17 protein-coding genes are annotated in these 19,369 nt (G+C 62.5%); 12 read left to right on the top strand and 5 right to left on the bottom strand.

What is annotated here, in order from left to right:
* Nucleotides 1-107 precede the first annotated feature (107 nt).
* From LMTR21_RS21500 to LMTR21_RS21490, 3 genes are all read left to right on the top strand, one after another.
* Nucleotides 108-1,805 (top strand): acyl-CoA synthetase, encoded by a 1,698-nt coding sequence (locus tag LMTR21_RS21500; protein WP_084031006.1) that lies wholly within the window; start codon nucleotides 108-110, stop codon nucleotides 1,803-1,805.
* 4 nt (nucleotides 1,806-1,809) lie between these two features.
* Nucleotides 1,810-2,667 carry a PCC domain-containing protein gene (locus LMTR21_RS21495; RefSeq protein ID WP_065756489.1) on the top strand — a complete coding sequence of 286 codons (858 nt, stop codon included), beginning with the start codon at nucleotides 1,810-1,812 and terminating at the stop codon, nucleotides 2,665-2,667.
* Between the two features lie 341 nt (nucleotides 2,668-3,008).
* The gene (locus LMTR21_RS21490) at nucleotides 3,009-3,989 is read left to right on the top strand and encodes an IS110 family RNA-guided transposase (protein ID WP_065750579.1); all 981 of its coding nucleotides are present in this window, start codon (nucleotides 3,009-3,011) and stop codon (nucleotides 3,987-3,989) included.
* 224 nt (nucleotides 3,990-4,213) lie between these two features.
* Here the strand turns inward: LMTR21_RS21490 and LMTR21_RS21485 are convergent, their stop codons facing one another.
* Nucleotides 4,214-4,882 carry an outer membrane protein gene (locus tag LMTR21_RS21485; RefSeq protein ID WP_065753815.1) on the bottom strand — a complete coding sequence of 223 codons (669 nt, stop codon included), beginning with the start codon at nucleotides 4,880-4,882 and terminating at the stop codon, nucleotides 4,214-4,216.
* Between the two features lie 492 nt (nucleotides 4,883-5,374).
* Nucleotides 5,375-5,698, bottom strand: a complete 324-nt coding sequence (locus LMTR21_RS21480; protein ID WP_065753816.1) for a hypothetical protein — start codon at nucleotides 5,696-5,698, stop codon at nucleotides 5,375-5,377.
* A gap of 80 nt (nucleotides 5,699-5,778) precedes the next feature.
* Between LMTR21_RS21480 and LMTR21_RS21475 the strand changes: the two genes are divergently transcribed.
* From LMTR21_RS21475 to LMTR21_RS21450, 6 genes are all read left to right on the top strand, one after another.
* The gene (locus tag LMTR21_RS21475) at nucleotides 5,779-6,555 is read left to right on the top strand and encodes an AAA family ATPase (RefSeq protein ID WP_065753817.1); all 777 of its coding nucleotides are present in this window, start codon (nucleotides 5,779-5,781) and stop codon (nucleotides 6,553-6,555) included.
* A gap of 10 nt (nucleotides 6,556-6,565) precedes the next feature.
* On the top strand, nucleotides 6,566-6,805 hold the full coding sequence (locus tag LMTR21_RS21470; protein WP_065753818.1) for a hypothetical protein: 240 nt from the start codon (nucleotides 6,566-6,568) through the stop codon (nucleotides 6,803-6,805).
* 191 nt (nucleotides 6,806-6,996) lie between these two features.
* Nucleotides 6,997-7,323 (top strand): PRC-barrel domain-containing protein, encoded by a 327-nt coding sequence (locus LMTR21_RS21465; RefSeq protein ID WP_065753819.1) that lies wholly within the window; start codon nucleotides 6,997-6,999, stop codon nucleotides 7,321-7,323.
* A 229-nt stretch (nucleotides 7,324-7,552) separates the two neighbouring features.
* Nucleotides 7,553-8,095 (top strand): SRPBCC family protein, encoded by a 543-nt coding sequence (locus LMTR21_RS21460; protein ID WP_065753820.1) that lies wholly within the window; start codon nucleotides 7,553-7,555, stop codon nucleotides 8,093-8,095.
* A gap of 2 nt (nucleotides 8,096-8,097) precedes the next feature.
* Nucleotides 8,098-9,045 carry a YVTN family beta-propeller repeat protein gene (locus LMTR21_RS21455; RefSeq protein ID WP_065753821.1) on the top strand — a complete coding sequence of 316 codons (948 nt, stop codon included), beginning with the start codon at nucleotides 8,098-8,100 and terminating at the stop codon, nucleotides 9,043-9,045.
* A 77-nt stretch (nucleotides 9,046-9,122) separates the two neighbouring features.
* Nucleotides 9,123-9,494 (top strand): nuclear transport factor 2 family protein, encoded by a 372-nt coding sequence (locus LMTR21_RS21450; RefSeq protein ID WP_065753822.1) that lies wholly within the window; start codon nucleotides 9,123-9,125, stop codon nucleotides 9,492-9,494.
* Between the two features lie 153 nt (nucleotides 9,495-9,647).
* On the opposite strand, the gene uvrA is transcribed toward LMTR21_RS21450, so the two are convergent.
* The 3 genes from uvrA to LMTR21_RS21435 form a co-directional block, all read right to left on the bottom strand.
* Entirely contained in the window at nucleotides 9,648-12,632 is a 2,985-nt protein-coding gene (uvrA, locus tag LMTR21_RS21445; RefSeq protein WP_065753823.1) for an excinuclease ABC subunit UvrA, read from the bottom strand.
* 253 nt (nucleotides 12,633-12,885) lie between these two features.
* Nucleotides 12,886-13,629, bottom strand: coding sequence for an outer membrane protein (locus LMTR21_RS21440; protein WP_065753868.1), 744 nt, complete (start codon nucleotides 13,627-13,629; stop codon nucleotides 12,886-12,888).
* Nucleotides 13,630-13,853: 224 nt separating this feature from the next.
* Nucleotides 13,854-14,612: an outer membrane protein gene (locus LMTR21_RS21435; protein WP_065753824.1), complete on the bottom strand. Its 759-nt coding sequence runs from the start codon at nucleotides 14,610-14,612 to the stop codon at nucleotides 13,854-13,856.
* A 502-nt stretch (nucleotides 14,613-15,114) separates the two neighbouring features.
* Between LMTR21_RS21435 and LMTR21_RS21430 the strand changes: the two genes are divergently transcribed.
* The 3 genes from LMTR21_RS21430 to gyrA all read left to right on the top strand — a co-directional run bounded on the left by LMTR21_RS21430 (nucleotide 15,115) and on the right by gyrA (nucleotide 19,210).
* Nucleotides 15,115-15,603, top strand: coding sequence for a single-stranded DNA-binding protein (locus tag LMTR21_RS21430; RefSeq protein WP_065753869.1), 489 nt, complete (start codon nucleotides 15,115-15,117; stop codon nucleotides 15,601-15,603).
* A 279-nt stretch (nucleotides 15,604-15,882) separates the two neighbouring features.
* Nucleotides 15,883-16,281, top strand: a complete 399-nt coding sequence (locus LMTR21_RS21425; protein WP_065753825.1) for a DUF2306 domain-containing protein — start codon at nucleotides 15,883-15,885, stop codon at nucleotides 16,279-16,281.
* Nucleotides 16,282-16,483: 202 nt separating this feature from the next.
* The gene (gyrA, locus tag LMTR21_RS21420) at nucleotides 16,484-19,210 is read left to right on the top strand and encodes a DNA gyrase subunit A (protein ID WP_065753826.1); all 2,727 of its coding nucleotides are present in this window, start codon (nucleotides 16,484-16,486) and stop codon (nucleotides 19,208-19,210) included.
* The last annotated feature ends 159 nt before the right edge of the window (nucleotides 19,211-19,369 follow it).

Raw genomic sequence — 19,369 nt, 5'->3', positions numbered from 1 at the left:
TTGGTCGCCCGGCCGTCTGTTATCGTTCGAATGAGGTGTTCGATGTCCGTGTTGCGATGCGTAACGGTTGATTGGCGTCCCCTGCGGGGCCCCCGGGTGGTCCTGCGATGACCGGCACTGGGACCACCGCCAACCCGCGCGGCGGGCTGGCGCGGATGTCGCGCCGGGTGATGAATCTCGCGCATCTGCTGACCCAGAATGCCCGTCGTCACGGCGACCGCACGGGTTTCGTCTGGGGCGAGAAATCCTGGACCTGGCGCGAGATCGATTCCGCCGTATCGGCGCTGGCGGCAGGCCTCGCCGCGCGTGGGGTCGTCAAGGGCGACCGCATCCTGGTCCATTCCAAGAATTGCGACGAGATGTTCTGGTCGATGTTCGCGGCCTTTCGCCTCGGCGCGGTCTGGGTGCCCACGAATTTTCGCCTGATGCCGGACGAGGTCGCCTATCTCGCCAGCGCCTCCGGCGCCAAGGCGTTTTTGTGCCATGGCGATTTTCCCGAGCATGCCACGGCGGCTGCCAATCCCGCGCTCGAATTCATCTGGCGGATCGGCGAGGGCACCCTCGGCGAACGCGCGGTGAGCGACGTGATCGCGGCGCAGGCCGGCGCGAAGATCGAGAACGCGGCGGTCGATTACGACGATCCCTGCTGGTTCTTCTTCACCTCGGGCACCACGGGACGCTCCAAGGCGGCCGTGCTCACCCACGGCCAGATGGCCTTTGTGGTGACAAATCATCTCGCCGACCTGATGCCGGGCACGACGGAGACGGATGCCTCGCTGGTGGTCGCGCCGCTGTCGCATGGCGCCGGCGTGCACCAGCTCGTGCAGGCCGCGCGCGGGGTGCCGACCATTTTGCTGCCTTCGGAAAAATTCGACATCGCCGAGGCGTTCCGGCTGATCGAGGTGCATCGTGTCAGCAACATCTTCACCGTGCCGACCATTCTGAAGATGATGGTCGAGCATCCCGCGGTCGACAAGTTCGATCACTCCTCGCTGCGCTTCGTCATCTACGCCGGGGCACCGATGTATCGCGAGGACCAGAAGGCCGCGCTGAACAAGCTCGGCAAGGTCCTGGTGCAATATTTCGGGCTCGGCGAGGTCACCGGCAACATCACCGTGATGCCGGCCAACCTGCATGACGTCGAGGACAGCCCGCAGGCCCGCATCGGCACCTGCGGCTTCGAGCGCACCGGCATGCAGGTCTCGATCCAGGGCGATGACGGGAGTGAACTTAAAGCCTTTGAGACCGGCGAGATCTGCGTGATCGGCCCCGCGGTGTTCGCCGGCTATTACGATAACCCCGAAGCCAATGCGAAGGCGTTCCGCGACGGCTGGTTTCGCACCGGCGATCTCGGCCACATGGACGAGGAGGGTTTTGTCTACATCACCGGCCGCGCCTCGGACATGTACATCTCCGGCGGCTCCAACATCTATCCGCGCGAGGTCGAGGAGAAGATTCTCACCCATCCCGCGATCGGAGAAGTGGCCGTGCTCGGCGTGCCCGACCCGTTCTGGGGCGAAGTCGGCGTCGCCGTCTGCGTCGCGCGTGAGGGTGCTGCTGCCGTGAGCGAAGCGGAGCTTGCCGCATTCCTCGCGCCGAAAGTGCCGCGCTACAAGATGCCGAAGCGTTTCTTCTTCTGGGAGGCGCTGCCGAAATCCGGCTACGGCAAGATTCCGAAGCGGCTGGTCCGCGATGAACTGGAAGCGCGAGGATTGCTTGAGACCATAGCGTTTTCGAGCGAAGTGGCTTCCGGTTCGCGTGAAGAAAACGCGCCCAATGACAATGTTTCCAAGACGGGCAGCTGAGGCGATGCGCAGCATCGAGCAGCCCGGGCCGCCCGCACCCGAACGCATCCAGTGGGTCGAGGCGCGGGGGCGGGCGTTCTCGTTTGCGCTTGAGGCCGGCCTGCCGCTGCTGGAGGCTGCACGCCGCGGTTTTGCGGAGGCCGGATTTTCCGGCGGCGTGCTGAGCATGCGGGGAGGGACGCTCGGGCCCTTTGCCTATGTCATGCCGGCGCTGTCGAAGACCGGTGCCAACGCGGCGTTCTACAGCGATACGTATCGGCCCTCCGGCATCACGCGGCTGAAGTGTGGGGCGATGACGCTCGGCGAGCGCGACGGTGCGCCGTTCTTCCATTGCCATGGACTGTGGACCGAGACCGACGGCCATCTGCACGGCGGCCACATTCTCCCGGAGGAGAGCATCATCGCCGAATCATTCACCGTCGAAGCGTTCGGCATCGACGGCGCCATGTTCATGGCCGAGCCTGATCCTGAGACCAATTTCAAATTGTTTGGGCCGGTCGCGCGTGCGAGCACGGATGTGAAGGCCGAGAGCCGCGCGTTCGCGCTGCGGCTGCGGCCGAATCAGGATTTCGCCGCGGCGTTGGAGACCTTCTGCCGGCAGCACGGAATTTTGCGCGCGCGGATTCACGGCGGCGTCGGCTCAACGATCGGCGCGCATTTCGCCGACGGCCGAACCGTGGTGCCGTTTGCGACGGAGCTTGCCATCAAGGCCGGCGCGATCGCGCCCGGCGCCGACGGTACACTTCACGCGGAGATCGATATCGCACTCGTCGATTATCTCGGCGGCGTCGCCGAGGGCCGGCTGATGCGCGGCGACAATCCGGTGCTGATGACGATGGAGCTGGTGCTGGAAGTGGTTTGAGTTCTTCGTAATGCCGTAGCAACCATTAAACAAGGGTGGGCAAAGGCGCATTGCGCCGTGCCCACCATCCAGTGTCATTGTAGTCAGTAGGTAGTCAGTAGATGGTGGGCACGCTTGCGCTTTGCCCACCCTTGTATTAGCGCGAAGGATTAAAGTGGTCTCGTTCCGTGAGGAATGGCCCAGCCGGGGTGGCCACCCTGGCTGGGCCGCCGATTGATCGGATCGATGCCCACCGAAGCCTAGAGGGCTGTCTTACGTAGCAAGATCGCAATCGGCACTTCATCGGGACCCGGATGGTTGAAGGAACTTCAGGTTCGCATCACAAGGGAGGGTCGACGAAGATGGCCAAGCGTACCACAATCTGCGCCGGGATCGATACCGGCAAACGGAAGCTAGACGTGGCGATCGATGGCAACTCCTTGCAGCTGCAAGTCGAGAACACGGCTGAAGGCCACAAGGCGCTGTTGGAGTGGTTGCGGCGCCACAAGGTCAAGCGCATTGGGATCGAGGCGAGTGGCGGCTATGAACTCCCAGTCGTCAGCGAGCTGCGGCGCAAGCGGTTCGTTGTGGTGGTGTTTCAGCCGGCACAAGTGCGGGCCTATGCCAAGTTCCACTTGCAGCGCGCCAAGAACGACAAGATCGATGCCGCGCTGATTGCCGCCTGCACTGCTGCGGTCAAGAAGATCCACGCCGCCCCCGATCCCCGGCTGCAGCCGTTTGCCGAACATCTGACGCTGATCGAACAGATCGGAGAGGACATTACGCTGTACAAAAACCGGCTCGAGGCCTGCCGCGATCCGCGCATCCAGAAGGTCTGGAAGGACGAGATCGCCCGCCTGGCCAAGCGCGAGAGGGTCGAACTCAAGGCCTTGGTGGCCGCGATCCGCGAGCATCGCGACCTCGCCCAGCGGCTCGATCTGATCTACAGCGTGGGCGGCGCCGGGATGCCGACCGCAGTCGCGGTCCTGATACGCATGCCCGAGATCGGCCAGCTCAGCCGCGAGCAAGCCGCCGCTCTCGCCGGCCTTGCGCCCTATGACGATGACAGCGGCGAGCACAGCGGCGCCCGTCACGTCGACGGCGGACGCAAGAGGCTGCGTCGGGCGCTCTATACGGCGGCGCTGCCGGCATCCTTTCGCTGGAATCCGCAGCTTATCGCCCTTTACAGCCGGCTGAGGGCCGCTGGAAAAGAGCACAAGCAAGCGCTCATCGCCTGCGCCAGGAAGCTGCTCATCTTCATCAACACTGTCGTGGCACGTGGCACGCCTTGGCAAGACCAGCCCCCCTTGGCTGCAACGATGGGCGCCTCGCCAGCAAGCTAATCCAAGTTTCTTGGTTCGACCGCAGCACCGTTTCTTCGTCCCGACCTGCCATCCCAACGACGTCGCGCGCAGCCGTCGTCAAGGATGGCCGTCGCTCCAATCTCTCGCCACCCACAGCCGCCGCCAGGCCACGCCTTGACGGTGGCGAGCACGGCGTCATGCTCAGCGGAAACGGACAATCAATCGCGCACAATCAATCCGTTTAATGGTTGCTACATGACCGGTTACCGGAAGTGATAGTTCACGCCGACCTTGAAGGTGTGGAGGTCGATGGTGCCGGACTCCAGTGGGAGGCCGCCGAGATTGTAGGTCTCGCCGCCGAGGCTGGTGAACATGTATTCACCCTTGGCCGACCAGTTCGGGGCGAACATGTATTCGAGGCCGCCACCGATGGTGTATCCCGTGTGAGTGTGGCTATCCGAAGCCGACAGGGCGAATGCCGGCACTGAAAGATTGGCCTTGCTGTTGGCCCAGGCGAAGCCGCCCTTGGCGTAGATGAGCGCCGCATCCACCGCGAAACCGGCGCGGCCCGTCACGCTGCCGAATGAGTTGATCTTGGTATCCAGCGTGGCCACGAGGCCGGCGCCGTCATCCTCGGTGACGCTGTCCTTGATGCTGGCGCCGGCGGCATCGACTTCGATACCGAACACGAACTGGCTGCCGGGAAATTGCCAGTTGTAGCCGACCGTGCCGCCGCCGAAGCCGCCGCTGCCCGCCTCGGTCTCCGAACCGTAGCCGCCCATCGCGCCGATATAGAAGCCGGACCAGTTATACGCCGCAACCACCGCCGCCGGGGGGGCCGCTTTGGCGTAGGGCCGCGCCCGCAGGTCGGCGGCCGATGCCGCGGTCGCGACCGACAAAAGGGCCGCACCAGCTAGAAGTAGTCGTTTCATTGTTTGTCCCCTGTAGTTGAACACTCGTGTAATCCCCTGCAGGCCCCATAAACGGACCGATTGCACCGGCATGGTGACGTAACGTTCTGGAAGCAGGCGCGAACGCGCCCTCAAGGAGTCGTCTGCAAGCGACGTTTGAGCGGATGTGAAAACGTCGTTCGCAGGATTAACCATACGACATGTATGCCGGCAAAAATTGGACCGAAGCGCGTCTGCTCATTGGCGCGGACAGGTTGCTATTTCGACAGCGATGCGGCGACGTGTAGCGCGGAATACGTTCTCGATATGCGCGAGAGATGACGCGAATGCGTTAGATCGAGATTGCGTTCGCGCATGCGAATGTTGGTGCGCACCAGCCTATCCACGTCATTGCGAGCGCAGCGAAGCAATCCATTGTCACCTCATGCGCGGAAAGATGGATTGCTTCGCTACGCTCGCAATGACGGGTGGAGATAGTTTTGCGATCATGCGACACATTTGCTGACGATCGTATCACCTGCGTTTGCGAACGTGGACGTTGATGTCGAGATCGATATCGCTGACGCAGGTCTGCGTCGTACGGTGCGAGCCGCCCTCGTGCCAGCGGCCTGCGCGCAGGCGGGCGTCGCTGACTTCGGCGAGTTTCAGGCAGCGCCATTGCGGCAGCGGGCCACTGCTCTCGCCGGCGAACTGCCAGGCCAGCACGACCTCTTCGCCGCGTTTGTTGGTGCCGATGATATGCGGGCAGAGTTCGCGGTTGCGGCCGCCGTAGCGGCAGACGATCTGATGCTCGCCGAGGATGGCATTGCGGAAGATTGTGTACGCGGCGCTTTGCATTGCTCGGTGTGCCATCTAGGATTGCGCGGCATGGACTGTATAACCATAACGAATGACTTTGTTTCCCGAGAACCGCAAACATGGCTTCCAGACGCAATCGCCCGATCAACTTGCCGGCGCCATATCTCAAGCGCATCTGGCTCGAACCCTCGCGCATCACGAACCGCGAGGCCTATCCGTTTTGCTTGCCGTTATTGCACGACGATTTCGAGCTGAGCTTCAACCGCGCGATCACCATCATCGTCGGTGAGAACGGTACGGGCAAATCCACCTTGCTAGAAGGCATCGCTGTGCTTGCCGGCTATGACGAAGCTGGCGGCGGCAAGGGCTACTTGACGGTCGACCACTCATGGGCGTTGGAGAAAATGGGTGGACAATTGTCGAAAGCGTTGCGGGCGAGTTGGCTGCCCAAAATTACCAATGGCTGGTTCTTCCGCGCCGAAAGCTTTTTCTCGGTCGCCCGATACTTAGACGAGATGGCCCAGAAATATCCGAGAGGAGGAGGCCCCCCACCTGACTTCCTCTCCCATTCCCACGGCGAAGGCTTTCTGCGCTTCTTCGAGGAGCGCTGCCAGAAGCAGGGCATCTTCATCTTCGACGAGCCGGAATCCGCGCTGTCACCCGCGCGCCAGATCGAGTTTCTGAAACTGATGCGGCGGATGGACGAGATCGGCCATTGCCAGATCATCATGGCCACGCACGCGCCGATGCTGATGGCGTACCCGAATGCGACACTGCTGCGGCTAACGAAATACGGGCTGGAGCCGGTGAGCGTGCGCGAGACCGATCACTACAAGGTCATGCGCGAGTTTTGTGATGACCCGGACGGATTCGTGCAGGCGGCGATCGAGGAGTGAGAACATTCTAATGGATATCGCGGAACTACAAAGAATATTGTCAGACCGTGGCGTGAGATCGCGCGCGTTTAGCATCGAGGGAATTGGGGCCGACGACGAGCAATATCGATTGGAAAGAGATGGGGTCGTTTGGCGTACCTATTATTGCGAGCGCGGAAATTTGAATGCTGTTCATGAATTTCCTGATGAAGACGAAGCGTGCCGTTATTTTCTCGAGATGCTTCTCAATGATCCGACCACGCAGCGGTGACGATCGAAGTCTGTAAGGATGGGTAGAGCGTAAGCGAAACCCATCATTCTGCATCGCACGGCTATCCTGATGGGTATCGCTGCGCTCCACCCATCCTGCACAACGGCAGACTTTGTCGCAGGGTGAGGCAACCACGACGGGCCCGGTTGTGCTATTATATCGGCCGAACAAGGGAAAACAGGGAGGACGCCATGCCTCATACCCTGGTGCCCAGCGATCGCGTCGAGCGTGTGAACGTGTACGGCCGCGACGGCACAAGACTTGGCTCGATTGAGCGGCTGATGCTCGACAAGGTGAGCGGAACGGTTGCCTACGCCGTGATCAAGACCGGCGGACTGCTCGGCAGCCACCATCATTGTCCGATCCGCTGGGACGCCCTCCGATTTGATCCCGCGCGTCAGGCCTACCAATCCGACGTGACGCTGGAGGATCTGCGCACGGGTCCATCCGAGCTCGATGAAGAAGCCTTCGATTGGGGTGATCGCTCAAGGCCTCATCCGCATTACTGGACGGTGTAGAACGGCATTTGCGGCTGCGGGCTTCTGAGTTCCCAAGCGGCGCGATGCGGCCCTCGTTCGCGCCGTAAAAGCGCGATCGGTATCGCTTCCGGCGGACAACGTCGCTCCACCCATCCTGCATTACCGCCTCCCGGCAGCGCCACGAACCAGCCTTCTTTGGCACGAAAATGCGGTACGCTATTCGCCAACGCGCGCCGACGCGGGGCCAACGAAACATTGGGGAAACGACATGAGAGTGACGATTGCGAGGGCGGGCGCCGTGGTGATGGCGCTGGCGGTAATGGGGACAGCCTGGGCGCACGGGCCGACCCGCCAGAAGGTGCGGGAGTCGATCGAGATCAACGCGCCGCCGGCCAAGGTGTGGGCGGTGATCGGCAATTTCCAGGACATGAGCTGGCTGCAGCCGGTCAGCAAAACCGAGGGTGCGAAAGGCAACGCGATCGAGGCCACGCGGCGATTGACGCTGGCGGGTGGCGCGACGGTCGATGAGGAACTCTACAAATACGACGCCGAGAAGATGACCTATTCCTATCGGATCACCGCCGTTGACGTGAAGGTGCTGCCGGTCACCAACTATTCGTCCACCCTGACGGTCACGCCCAGCGCCGACGGCAAGGGGAGCAGCCTGGAATGGGCCGGCGCATTCTATCGCGGTTTTCCGAACAACGACCCGCCGCCGGAACTGAGCGACGAGGCCGCGGTGAAAGCAGTGAGCGGGCTCTATCGCGCGGGCCTCGAGGCGCTGAAGAAGAAGGTCGAGAGCGGAAGCTGATCGTGCGGGCCGTGGTTCTGGCGGCGCTCGCCGCCGGCATCGGCTCCGCCTTGGCCGGGCAAGGTTGGGCCGAAGAGGCGTTCGTCACCAACCAGCTCAGCGAAAACCTGACGGTCGTGGATCTCACATCCTTGCAGCCGGTCGCGACCATCGCGATCGGCGGCAAGCCGGCGGGTGTCGCCATCACGCCGGACGGACGCTTCGCCTATGTGACGAGCCCGGACACCAAGGCGCTGACGGTGGTCGATGCCGCCGCACGCCGCGTCGTCGGCAAGATCGACGTCGGCGGCGGTCCGCTCGGTGTCGCCGTGACGCCGGATGGCGCCACCGTCTATGTCGCCGACTGGTACGCCGCTTCGGTGCGGGTGGTCGATCCCAGGGAGCAGCGTGTGATTGCAAACATCACGGTCGGCGCCTCGCCGTCGGGGCTTGCAGTGACGCCGGATGGTCGGCTGCTGCTCTCCGCGGACCGCGATGCCGACAGCGTGTCCGTGATCGATACCGCCTCGCGCGAGCGGCGCGCCACCATCAAGGTCGGAACGCGCCCGTTCGGCATAACGATCGATGCCGAGGGCCGGCACGCCTACACCGCCAATGTCGGATCGAACGACGTCTCGGTGATCGATATTGAGCAGGCCCGAGAGATCGGCCGCGTGAAGACGGGCTTGCGCCCCTATGCCGTCGCGCTGGCCCAGGGCCGTGGCTTCGTCACCGACCAGTATGACGGCACCGTCACCGTGTTCGATCTCGCAACGCTGTCGCTGGTCAAGCGCATCACCGTGGGCGATTATCCGGAAGGGATCGCGGCGACGGCGGATGGGCGGCGCGTTATCGTGGCAAATTGGGAGAGCAACTCGATCAGCGTGATCGATGCCGTCGAGCTGAAGGTCGTAGGTGAGATCAAGGTCGGCGACGGGCCAAGGGCATTCGGGGCGTTTCTCAGGCGGTAGAGCCCCGGTCGGCGCCCATTAATATTTCGGAACACGCATGAGCAGTCATCGATAATCCGAACGCGGGAGACGAACGAATGGACATTCGATCGACACTGACCGAGCTATGCACGGCCTTCAACGCACATGACCTTGATCGCATCATGACGTTCTTTGCTGACGATTGTGTCCTGGAAATGCCGAGGGGAAGCAAACCTTGGGGTTCTCGTTTCGAGGGAAAACAGAACGTACGAGAAGCATTGGCAATACGCTTTGAAGGCTTGCCTGATGTCCACTACGGCAACGATGAACATTTTGTGGATTCGGCTACCGATACTGGCATCTCTAAATGGACCCTCACAGGCACCACCCGCGAGGGAGCGAGAAAAGAGGTCCAAGGTTGTGACTTCTACACGTTTCGCAACGGCAAGGTAATCCGCAAGGACTCATATTGGAAGATCGTGGAGTAAGAGTCCGAGGTAGGGCTGGAGGGTGGTAGAGCGAAGCGACTGCCGCGTGCGGCGACAGCCCACCCGACCCATTCCGATTGTGTAATACACAAATTGGAGGTCAAAGTTCGTTGCAGCTTGCTGTACTATGGTCATAGTTAGCTAAGCAAAAGCTCACTCCGCCGCCTCACTCGCTCCCGCGCTCTTCCTCGGTTTCCCATCCGCCTTCTTCAGCACCGGGGCCAGGAATTTGCCCGTGTAGCTCCGCGGCGCCTTGACGATATCCTCCGGCGGGCCCCAGGCGACGATTTCGCCGCCGCCATCGCCGCCTTCGGGGCCGAGGTCGATGACCCAGTCGGCAGTTTTGATGACTTCGAGATTGTGCTCGATCACGACGACCGTGTTGCCCTGGGCGACCAGCTCGTGCAGCACTTCGAGGAGCTTTGCGACGTCGTGGAAGTGCAGGCCCGTCGTGGGCTCGTCGAGGATGTAGAGCGTGCGGCCGGTGGCGCGCTTTGAGAGTTCTTTGGCCAGTTTGACACGCTGGGCTTCGCCGCCGGACAGCGTCGTCGCCTGCTGGCCGACATGGATGTAATCCAGGCCGACGCGGTGCAGCGTCTTGAAGGTTTCGCGGACGCGGGGGACGGCCTTGAAGAATTCGGCGGCTTCTTCCACCGTCATGTCGAGCACGTCCGAGATCGACTTGCCCTTGAACAGGACTTCGAGCGTCTCGCGGTTGTAGCGCTTGCCCTTGCAGGTGTCGCAGGTGACGTAGACGTCGGGTAAAAAGTGCATCTCGATCTTGATGACGCCGTCGCCCTGGCAGGCCTCGCAGCGGCCGCCCTTGACGTTGAAGGAGAAGCGGCCGGGCTCGTAGCCGCGCGCCTTGGCTTCGGGCAGGCCGGCGAACCATTCGCGGATCGGCGTGAACGCGCCGGTATAGGTCGCCGGATTCGAACGTGGCGTACGGCCGATCGGTGACTGGTCGATGTCGATGATCTTGTCGATATGCTCCAGCCCCTCGATGCGGTCGTGCGGCGCCGCGCCTTCGCTGGCGTTGTTGAGCTTTCGCGCAATCGCCTTGTAGAGCGTGTCGATCAGCAGCGTCGACTTGCCGCCGCCGGAGACGCCGGTGACGCAGGTGAACAAGCCCAGCGGAATTTCCGCCGAGACGTTTTTCAGGTTGTTGCCGCGGGCGTTGACGACCTTGATGGTGCGGCGATGGTTCGGCGGCCGGCGCTCGGGGATCGCCACCGACAACTCGCCGGTGAGATATTTGCCCGTCAGCGATTTCGGATTCTTCATGACCTCGGCCGGCGTACCTTGCGCCACGATGTGGCCGCCATGCATGCCGGCGCCGGGGCCGATGTCGAGCACGTAATCCGCGAGGCGGATCGCGTCCTCGTCATGCTCGACCACGATCACGGTATTGCCGAGGTCGCGTAGCCGCTTCAGCGTTTCCAACAGCCGCGCATTGTCGCGCTGATGCAGGCCGATCGAGGGCTCGTCCAGCACGTAGAGCACGCCGGTCAACCCCGAGCCGATCTGCGAGGCGAGGCGGATGCGCTGGCTCTCGCCGCCGGATAGCGTGCCGGAGGAGCGGGAGAGGGTGAGGTAATTCAGGCCGACGTCGAGCAGGAAGGACAGCCGCTCGCGGATCTCCTTCAGCACGCGCACGGCGATCTCGTTCTGCTGGGCGTTGAGCGCCTTCGGCACGCTCTCGAACCATTCACCGGCGCGCTTCACCGACAATTCGGAAATCTCGCCGATGTGCTTGCCGCCGATCTTGACGCAGAGCGACTCCGGCTTGAGGCGATGGCCGTTGCAGCCCGCGCAGGGAATGTCGGAGAAATACTTTGCCAGCTCCTCGCGCGCCCACTCGCTCTCGGTCTCGCGATAGCGGCGCTCGAGATTGGTGATGACGCCCTCGAACGGCTTCTTGGTGTCGTAAGAGCGGACGCCGTCCTCATAGGAGAATTTGATCTCGTCGTCGCCGGAGCCGTGCAGCAGCGCTGCCTGCGTCTTCTTCGGCAGGTCCTTCCACTTGGTGTCGAGCGTGAACTTGTAGAATTTGCCGAGCGCCGTCAGCGTCTGGATGTAATAGGGCGAGGACGATTTCGCCCAGGGCGCGATCGCACCCTTGCGCAAGGTCAGCTCCTTGTCGGGAATGACGAGATCCTCATCGATATGCTGCTCGACGCCGAGGCCGCCACAGGCGGGGCAGGCGCCGTAGGGATTGTTGAACGAAAACAGCCGCGGCTCGATCTCTGGGATAGTGAAGCCGGAAACCGGGCAGGCGAATTTTTCCGAGAACAGAATGCGCTCGGGCCCGCTCTTGTCGTGAATCTTCGCCGTCTTCTTGTCGGACTTCTTCTCTTCCGCCGCGCCCGCCGGAGCATCGGCATATTCGATCACAGCCAGGCCCTCGGCGAGCTTCAGCGCCGTCTCAAAACTTTCGGCGAGGCGCTGGCCGAGATCCGGGCGGACCACGATGCGGTCGACCACGACGTCGATATCGTGCGGGAATTTCTTGTCGAGAACAGGCGCGTCGGAAAGCTCATAGAACGTGCCGTCGATCTTGACGCGCTGAAAACCCTTCTTGAGCCATTCGGCGATCTCTTTCTTGTATTCGCCCTTGCGGCCGCGCACGACCGGCGCCAGCAGATAGAGGCGGGTGCCTTCGGGCAGCGCCAGCACGCGGTCGACCATCTGCGAGACGGTCTGACTTTCGATCGGCAGGCCCGTGGCCGGCGAATAGGGCACGCCGACGCGCGCCCACAACAGGCGCATATAGTCGTAGATCTCGGTGACGGTGCCGACGGTCGAGCGCGGGTTCTTTGACGTCGTCTTCTGCTCGATCGAGATCGCCGGCGAGAGGCCGTCGATCTGGTCGACATCCGGCTTCTGCATCATCTCCAGAAACTGACGCGCATAGGCCGAGAGCGATTCGACGTAGCGCCGCTGGCCTTCGGCATAGATGGTGTCGAAGGCGAGCGAGGATTTGCCGGAGCCGGAGAGGCCGGTGAACACGACCAGTCTGTCGCGGGGAATCTCGAGATCGACGTTCTTGAGATTGTGCTCGCGCGCTCCACGAATGGTGATCGCACGCGACGCGGAGCCGGCGTTCTGTTGGCGCTTCGCCCTTAGCACTTCGTCCATATCGGCATTTCCAGGCGCGCAGGTCGCGCGCCACGTTGGGCGCGCATTGCCGGAGCGAACCGGGATCAGGCGCCGATGATTGAAAGTCGGAACATAGGAAGAACGATGGGGAATATCCAGTGCCGAGCGCGAATCATCAACGGATTGTTTTCGCCGAGATATTTTTGGCAGCAGCAGTCAGCAGTGCCGCGCAAAAAAAGGCCGGCGCAAGGCCGGCCTTTTCTCGATCTTGGGAACTCAGGTGATGCGGGGATCAGTACCGCGCGACCGTCGGACCGCCGAAGCGGTAGTTGATGCGGGCGGTGACGATGTCAGCGTCCTGCTTGATGTCGTCGTTGCGGGTGTTGATGCCCCCGACGACGGTACGGAAGTTGTAGTTATTGGTGCCCATGAACAGATGGTTATATTCGACGCCGAACGACCAGTTCGGAGCGAAGGCGTATTCCACGCCAGCGCCAACCGTGCCACCCCAGCGGGTCTGCTCGGAGCGATCGAACACCGTGCCGAAGAACACGCTTTCGTAGCGGTTGTCGGTCACCGCAGCACCGCCCTTGACGTAGAACAGGACGTTGTTGGCGGCGTAGCCGACCTGGCCGGTGAACAGGCCGAATGCGTCGATCTTGGTGCGGTTGCTGGCGAACGGCGCAATGGCGTTCGAGCCACTGAAGTCAGCCCAGTTGCCCTGCGCTTCGAGACCGAACACCCAGTTGCCGGCCTGCCAGCGATAGCCGACCTGACCACCGATCGTGCCGCCGTCAGCGTCGTGGCATCCTTCGGAAGTCGGCGCCACCGGAACGCCGCCAATTGCGGTGTTGGTCCAGCAGTTGTGGCTCGTGCCCCAGCCGCCGTTCGCGCCGATGTAGAATCCGCTCCAGTCATACACAGCCGCGACCATCGCGGGCGCCTTGGTGTAAGGCCGGGCAGCAAGGTCGGCGGCGATCGCGGGCGCCATCCCAAGCGCGATCAAACCGGTGGTGGTCAGCAGAATCTTTTTCACGTTCTTTTTCCTTTCGCGGCCCAACGCAACAATTTCCTCAGCCGTCAATTTGAGGTTGCTTCGTCATATAGCGCGATGTTCCCGCAAATTGCTGTCGCCGAAAAACCACATCCGCGGCAAATGTGGGCATTATGCAACCATAGCTGGTGCCGACCTTGTCGGGGTACAACCAAACAAAAAGGCCGGCGCGAGGCCGGCCTTTTCATCTTCGGTGAAGGCGTAGATCAGTACCTCGCAATCACCGGGCCACCCCACCGGTAGTTCACACGCACGGTGACGAGATCGACGTCCTGGCGGATGCGATCGCTGCCGAAGGCGAGTCCCCCCACAGTGATGAAGTCGTGGGTGCGGTCCTGCATGAACAGGTGGTTGTATTCAATGCCGGCCGACCAGTTGGGGGCAAAGCCGAATTCGAGGCCCGCGCCGACTACGCCACCCCAGCGGGTGTCGTCACCGGTGGTGGCAACCACGGCGCCCGTGGCAGTATCACGGATGCGGAAACGATCCCCCGTAACGGCCGCACCGCCCTTGACGTAGAACAGAACGTTATTGGCGGCCCAACCGACCTGGCCCGTGATCAGGCCGAACGCATCAATGCGCGACTCGTTGCGGAGCGTCGGATCGAACAGGCTCACATTGTTGCCCTGGAAGTCGGCCCAGTTGCCCTGGCCTTCAAGACCGAACACCCAAGTGCCGGCCTGCCAGCGATAGCCGAGCTGACCGCCGGCGGTGCCGCCGGTTGCATCGTGACAGCCTTCGGGGAAGGCCGGAACGATAGGACCGATGCCGTCGTTGGTGAGATCCCAGCACTTGCGGCTCGAACCCCAGCCGCCGTTGGCGCCGATGTAGAAACCGCTCCAGTCATACACCACGGCGACCGGCGCCGGCGGCGCCTTGGTATAGGGGCGCGCCGCAAGGTCGGCGGCGGCCGCAGGCGCAGCAAACGCGATGAGAGCAACCGTACCTAACAGAAACTTCTTCATCCTCTGATCTCCAGCTCTTGCCCGCTTCCCGTTGGTCCCGAAGCGTTGCCGTGATGACGCGAACGCCCGCGCCGATGGGTAATTCTATATCGCGACTCGCGCGAAAATGGCGTGTCCCGGGTGCAACAGGTGAGAGCCAAGTTATATGCACAACACCATGATTACGCTGGTATAATTGGAACCGAAAAGGGGGCTTTCGGGTTCCATTTCGGCTCTCCGTGGGTTCCCGGAATTCGCTTGGCGGTTGTAACGTCGCGGCCAGGCCCTAGTGGGTGTTGGCGGGAACAAAGCTGGAACGCGCGTCCGGGCGATGCTATATGTGGATAACCGCCGGCTTGGCGAGGGATCGCCAAGTCAGCGGGGCCTGCGAGCGTATAGGGTCCGGTTCGGATGTCCAAAGCGGACAGGCGACAGGTCAAGCGGCAGGTCAAGAATTGAAGAACGTCCGGCGACAGCCGCCGGGCCAGTGATTTTTGCCGGCGATATCGAGTGGAGAGCGGCGATGGCGGGAAGTGTGAACAAGGTGATTCTGGTCGGCAACCTCGGCAAGGATCCGGAGATCCGGCGTACACAGGACGGGCGGCCGATCGCCAATCTGAGCATCGCGACCTCGGAGACCTGGCGCGACAAGGGCACCGGCGAGCGCAAGGAAAAGACCGAGTGGCACCGCGTCGTGATCTTCTCCGAACCGCTTTGCAAGATTGTCGAGCAGTATCTGAAGAAGGGCGCCAAGGTTTACATCGAGGGCGCGCTGCAGACCCGCAAATGGACCGACCAGAGCGGCGTCGAGAAATACTCGACCGAAGTCGTGCTGCAGGGTTTCAACTCGACCCTGACCATGCTTGATGGCCGCGGCGGCGGCGGAGGCGGCAGCTTCGGCTCCGACGACGGAGGCGATTTCGGCTCCAGCGGTCCGGTCTCGTCGGCACCGCGGCGGGCGGTAGCGGCCGGCGGCCGCAACAGCGACATGGACGACGACATCCCGTTCTAGCGCAGGGTCTTCTAGTGAAGGCTCGTTCTGGAGCAGGGCGTTCCGGCGGCACATTGCCCTCGCAGGAAATTCGTTGGCGGGAACGGGCTTTGCGCCGGGCCTACTTCAATGCGCCGATGCAAGAACGAGCGGCATTCGGCTGACTGCGCTTGTGGGCGTATTTGCGATCTGAGCGTGCGGCCGGTTCGCCCCGGCCGTTATGGTTTTAATATTTACATGAGGTATTTCACCTAAGCTGCTCCCAGCCCCGAACGCCAATCGGATCTGGAGCGCCTACCGATGAGCCTCGCACCGCTGCTGGAGGCCCCCGGGACCATCCCGCTACACGCCTTCGCCGCGATGGCGGCGTTTGCACTTGGCATAGTTCAGTTCGCCGCACCAAAAGGGACGTTGCCGCACCGGACCATCGGCTGGATCTGGGTGGTGCTGATGTTTACGGTCGCAATCAGTTCGTTCTGGATCCACGAGATCCGTCTGCTCGGACCGTTCAGCCCAATTCATCTGCTCTCGATCTTTGCGCCGATCATGCTGGTGCTCGCGGTGCTGCATGCCCGCCGGCACAATGCCGGCGCGCACAAGAAGGCGATGATCTCGATCTTCTTCGGCGCGCTGATCGTCGCCGGCGTGTTCACCTTCCTGCCGGGCCGGATCATGCATGCGGTGGTTTTCGGCCCATAGAAAGAGGTAATAAAACACCGTTTTGACGGCTTCGTTCCGGCCCGGAAATGGCCGTTCCAGCAGCAGCCAAAAAACCTTCTTGCGATGCCGTAAGTCCATGAAAAAACGAGCGGAAAAACAGCTCCTCCTGAAAGCTACGGGGTGGTTATCGGACCCCCGATGCGCTATATGATTCCCGACTGAGAACTGACTGGATTCCCCTTTGTCCGACAACGAAGACGACAAGCCCGGCGAGCCGCCGGAGCACTCTGACATCCGTCCCGTTTCCATCCTCGACGAGATGAAACGTTCCTATCTCGATTACGCCATGAGCGTGATCGTGGCGCGTGCGCTCCCCGATGCGCGCGACGGATTGAAACCGGTGCATCGGCGCATTCTCTACGCGATGCATGAGAACGGTTTCGAGTGGAACAAGCCGTACCGCAAGTCGGCGCGCACGGTCGGCGACGTCATCGGTAAATACCATCCCCACGGCGACCAGTCGGTCTATGACGCGCTCGTGCGCATGGCGCAGGATTTTTCCATGCGCGTGCCGCTGATCGACGGCCAGGGCAATTTCGGCTCGGTGGACGGCGATATGGCGGCGGCCATGCGCTACACCGAATCCCGCCTCACCAAGATCGCGCAGACCCTGCTCGATGACATCGACAAGGATACCGTCGACTTCCAGCCGAACTACGACTCTTCCGAAAAAGAGCCGTCGGTCCTGCCGGCGAAATTCCCGAATCTTCTGGTCAACGGCGCCGGCGGCATCGCAGTCGGCATGGCGACCAACATCCCGCCGCACAATCTCGGCGAAGTCATCGACGCCTGCGTGGCGCTGATCGACAACCCGGCGCTCGGCATCGACGACCTCATCAACATCGTCCCCGGACCGGATTTCCCGACCGGAGGCATCATCCTGGGCCGCCAGGGCATCCGCTCGGCCTATCATCTCGGCCGCGGCTCGATCGTGATGCGCGGCAAGGTCACGATCGACACCATCCGCAAGGATCGCGAGGCGATCATCATCACCGAAATTCCCTACCAGGTGAACAAGGCCACCATGGTGGAGCGCATCGCCGAACTGGTGCGCGAAAAGAAGATCGACGGCATTTCCGACCTGCGCGACGAATCCGACCGCGACGGTTTCCGCGTCGTCGTCGAATTGAAGCGCGATGCGGTGCCCGACGTGGTGCTGAACCAGCTCTATCGCTTCACGCCGCTGCAGACCAATTTCGGCGCCAACATGGTGGCGCTCGATGGCGGCCGTCCGCAGTTGATGAATTTGAAGGACCTGCTGACGCTGTTCATCGCGTTCCGCGAGCAGGTGGTCACGCGTCGCACCAAATTCCTGCTCAACAAGGCCCGCGACCGCGCCCATATCCTGGTCGGCCTCGCCATTGCGGTCGCCAATATCGACGAGATCATTCGCGTCATCCGAACCTCGCCCGATCCGAACACGGCGCGCGATATCTTGATGTCGCGCGACTGGCCGGCAAAGGACGTGGAGGCGATGATCCGCCTGATCGACGACCCGCGTCACCGCATGGCGCCTGATGGCACCGCGCGGCTGTCGCTGGAGCAGGCCCGGGCCATTCTCGATTTGCGCCTGCAGCGCCTGACCGCGCTCGGCCGCGAGGAAATTTCCGAAGAGCTCGACAAGCTGGCGGTTGAAATCGCCGACTACCTCGAAATTTTGCGTTCGCGCGCACGCGTGCAGGCGATCATCAAGGACGAGCTTGCCGCGGTGAAGGACGAGTTCGCCACCCCGCGCAGAACTGTGATCGTCGAGCAAGAAGGCGAGGTCGAGGACGAGGACCTGATCCAGCGCGAGGACATGGTGGTGACGGTCTCGCACGCCGGCTACGTCAAGCGCGTGCCGCTCTCGACCTATCGGGCGCAGCGGCGCGGCGGCAAGGGCCGCGCGGGCATGCAGACCCGCGACGAGGATTTCGTCAGCCGCCTGTTTGTGGCCTCGACCCACACGCCGGTGCTGTTCTTCTCCTCGCGTGGCCAGGTCTACAAGGAAAAGGTCTGGCGGCTGCCGATGGCGGCGCCGAATGCGCGCGGCAAGGCGATGATCAACATCCTGCCGCTGGAGCAGGGCGAGCGCATCACCACCATCATGCCGCTGCCGGAGGATGAATCCTCCTGGGCCAATCTCGACGTGATGTTTGCCACGACAGGCGGCACCGTCCGCCGCAACAAGCTGTCCGACTTCGTCGATGTCCGCCGCTCCGGCATCATCGCCATGAAGCTCGGGGAGGGCGAGTCGATCGTCGACGTCCAGATCTGCACCGAGCATGACGACGTGCTGCTGACGGCGGCCGGCGGCCAGTGCATCCGCTTCCCCGTCACCGACGTGCGCGTCTTCACCGGCCGCACCTCGATGGGCGTGCGCGGTATCGCGCTGGCGGAAGGCGACAAGCTGATCTCGCTGGCGATCCTGCGCCATGTCGAGACCACCTCGGACGAACGTTCGGCCTACCTCAAGATGCGCCGCGCGGTCGCCGGCGAAACCGCGGCGGAAGAACCTGTTGATGCGGAAGGCGAGGAGGCCTCAGGCTCGCTCCAGCTCTCGCAGGAGCGCTACGCCGAAATGTCGGCGCAGGAGCAGGTCGTGCTGACGGTCTCCGTCAACGGCTACGGCAAGCGCACCTCGTCCTACGAGTACCGCACCACCGGCCGCGGCGGCAAAGGCATCGTGGCAATGAGCGTCAACAACCGCAACGGCAAGCTGGTGGCGTCATTCCCGGTCGAGGAATCCGATCAGATCATGCTGGTGACTGACAAGGGCCAGTTGATCCGCTGTCCGGTCGAGGGCATCCGCATCGCCGGCCGCTCGACCCAAGGCGTGATCGTGTTCGATACCGCCGAGGACGAGCACGTGGTCTCGGTCGAGCATATTTCCGAAGACGAGAACGGCGAGAACGGAAACGGCGGCTAGCGCATGCGTGTGGATCCTCTGGGTGAGTGGGGGTCGCAAACTCAACTTACCCCCTGACCACCTGCCACCCATAGGATCTACGACGTTAGGCGCCTTCAGCTCACCGCGTCAGGGCTCCGGGTGGGTAAACCAACCCTTAACCATAGATTGTTAGGATTT

Source organism: Bradyrhizobium paxllaeri (assembly GCF_001693515.2).
In the GTDB taxonomy this organism is placed as follows: Bacteria; Pseudomonadota; Alphaproteobacteria; order Rhizobiales; family Xanthobacteraceae; genus Bradyrhizobium; species Bradyrhizobium paxllaeri.
The sequence above is the reverse complement of the archived record's forward strand: the minus strand, read 5'-3'. Positions and strand labels throughout refer to the sequence as shown.

Bases quoted from the DNA above. Each gene is read 5' to 3' on its own strand.
- LMTR21_RS21500 (WP_084031006.1), top strand. From the start codon at position 108: ATGACCGGCACTGGGACCACCGCCAACCCGCGCGGCGGGCTGGCGCGG.
- LMTR21_RS21495 (WP_065756489.1), top strand. From the start codon at position 1,810: ATGCGCAGCATCGAGCAGCCCGGGCCGCCCGCACCCGAACGCATCCAG.
- LMTR21_RS21490 (WP_065750579.1), top strand. From the start codon at position 3,009: ATGGCCAAGCGTACCACAATCTGCGCCGGGATCGATACCGGCAAACGG.
- LMTR21_RS21485 (WP_065753815.1), bottom strand. From the start codon at position 4,882: ATGAAACGACTACTTCTAGCTGGTGCGGCCCTTTTGTCGGTCGCGACC.
- LMTR21_RS21480 (WP_065753816.1), bottom strand. From the start codon at position 5,698: ATGCAAAGCGCCGCGTACACAATCTTCCGCAATGCCATCCTCGGCGAG.
- LMTR21_RS21475 (WP_065753817.1), top strand. From the start codon at position 5,779: ATGGCTTCCAGACGCAATCGCCCGATCAACTTGCCGGCGCCATATCTC.
- LMTR21_RS21470 (WP_065753818.1), top strand. From the start codon at position 6,566: ATGGATATCGCGGAACTACAAAGAATATTGTCAGACCGTGGCGTGAGA.
- LMTR21_RS21465 (WP_065753819.1), top strand. From the start codon at position 6,997: ATGCCTCATACCCTGGTGCCCAGCGATCGCGTCGAGCGTGTGAACGTG.
- LMTR21_RS21460 (WP_065753820.1), top strand. From the start codon at position 7,553: ATGAGAGTGACGATTGCGAGGGCGGGCGCCGTGGTGATGGCGCTGGCG.
- LMTR21_RS21450 (WP_065753822.1), top strand. From the start codon at position 9,123: ATGGACATTCGATCGACACTGACCGAGCTATGCACGGCCTTCAACGCA.
- uvrA (WP_065753823.1), bottom strand. From the start codon at position 12,632: ATGGACGAAGTGCTAAGGGCGAAGCGCCAACAGAACGCCGGCTCCGCG.
- LMTR21_RS21435 (WP_065753824.1), bottom strand. From the start codon at position 14,612: ATGAAGAAGTTTCTGTTAGGTACGGTTGCTCTCATCGCGTTTGCTGCG.
- LMTR21_RS21430 (WP_065753869.1), top strand. From the start codon at position 15,115: ATGGCGGGAAGTGTGAACAAGGTGATTCTGGTCGGCAACCTCGGCAAG.
- LMTR21_RS21425 (WP_065753825.1), top strand. From the start codon at position 15,883: ATGAGCCTCGCACCGCTGCTGGAGGCCCCCGGGACCATCCCGCTACAC.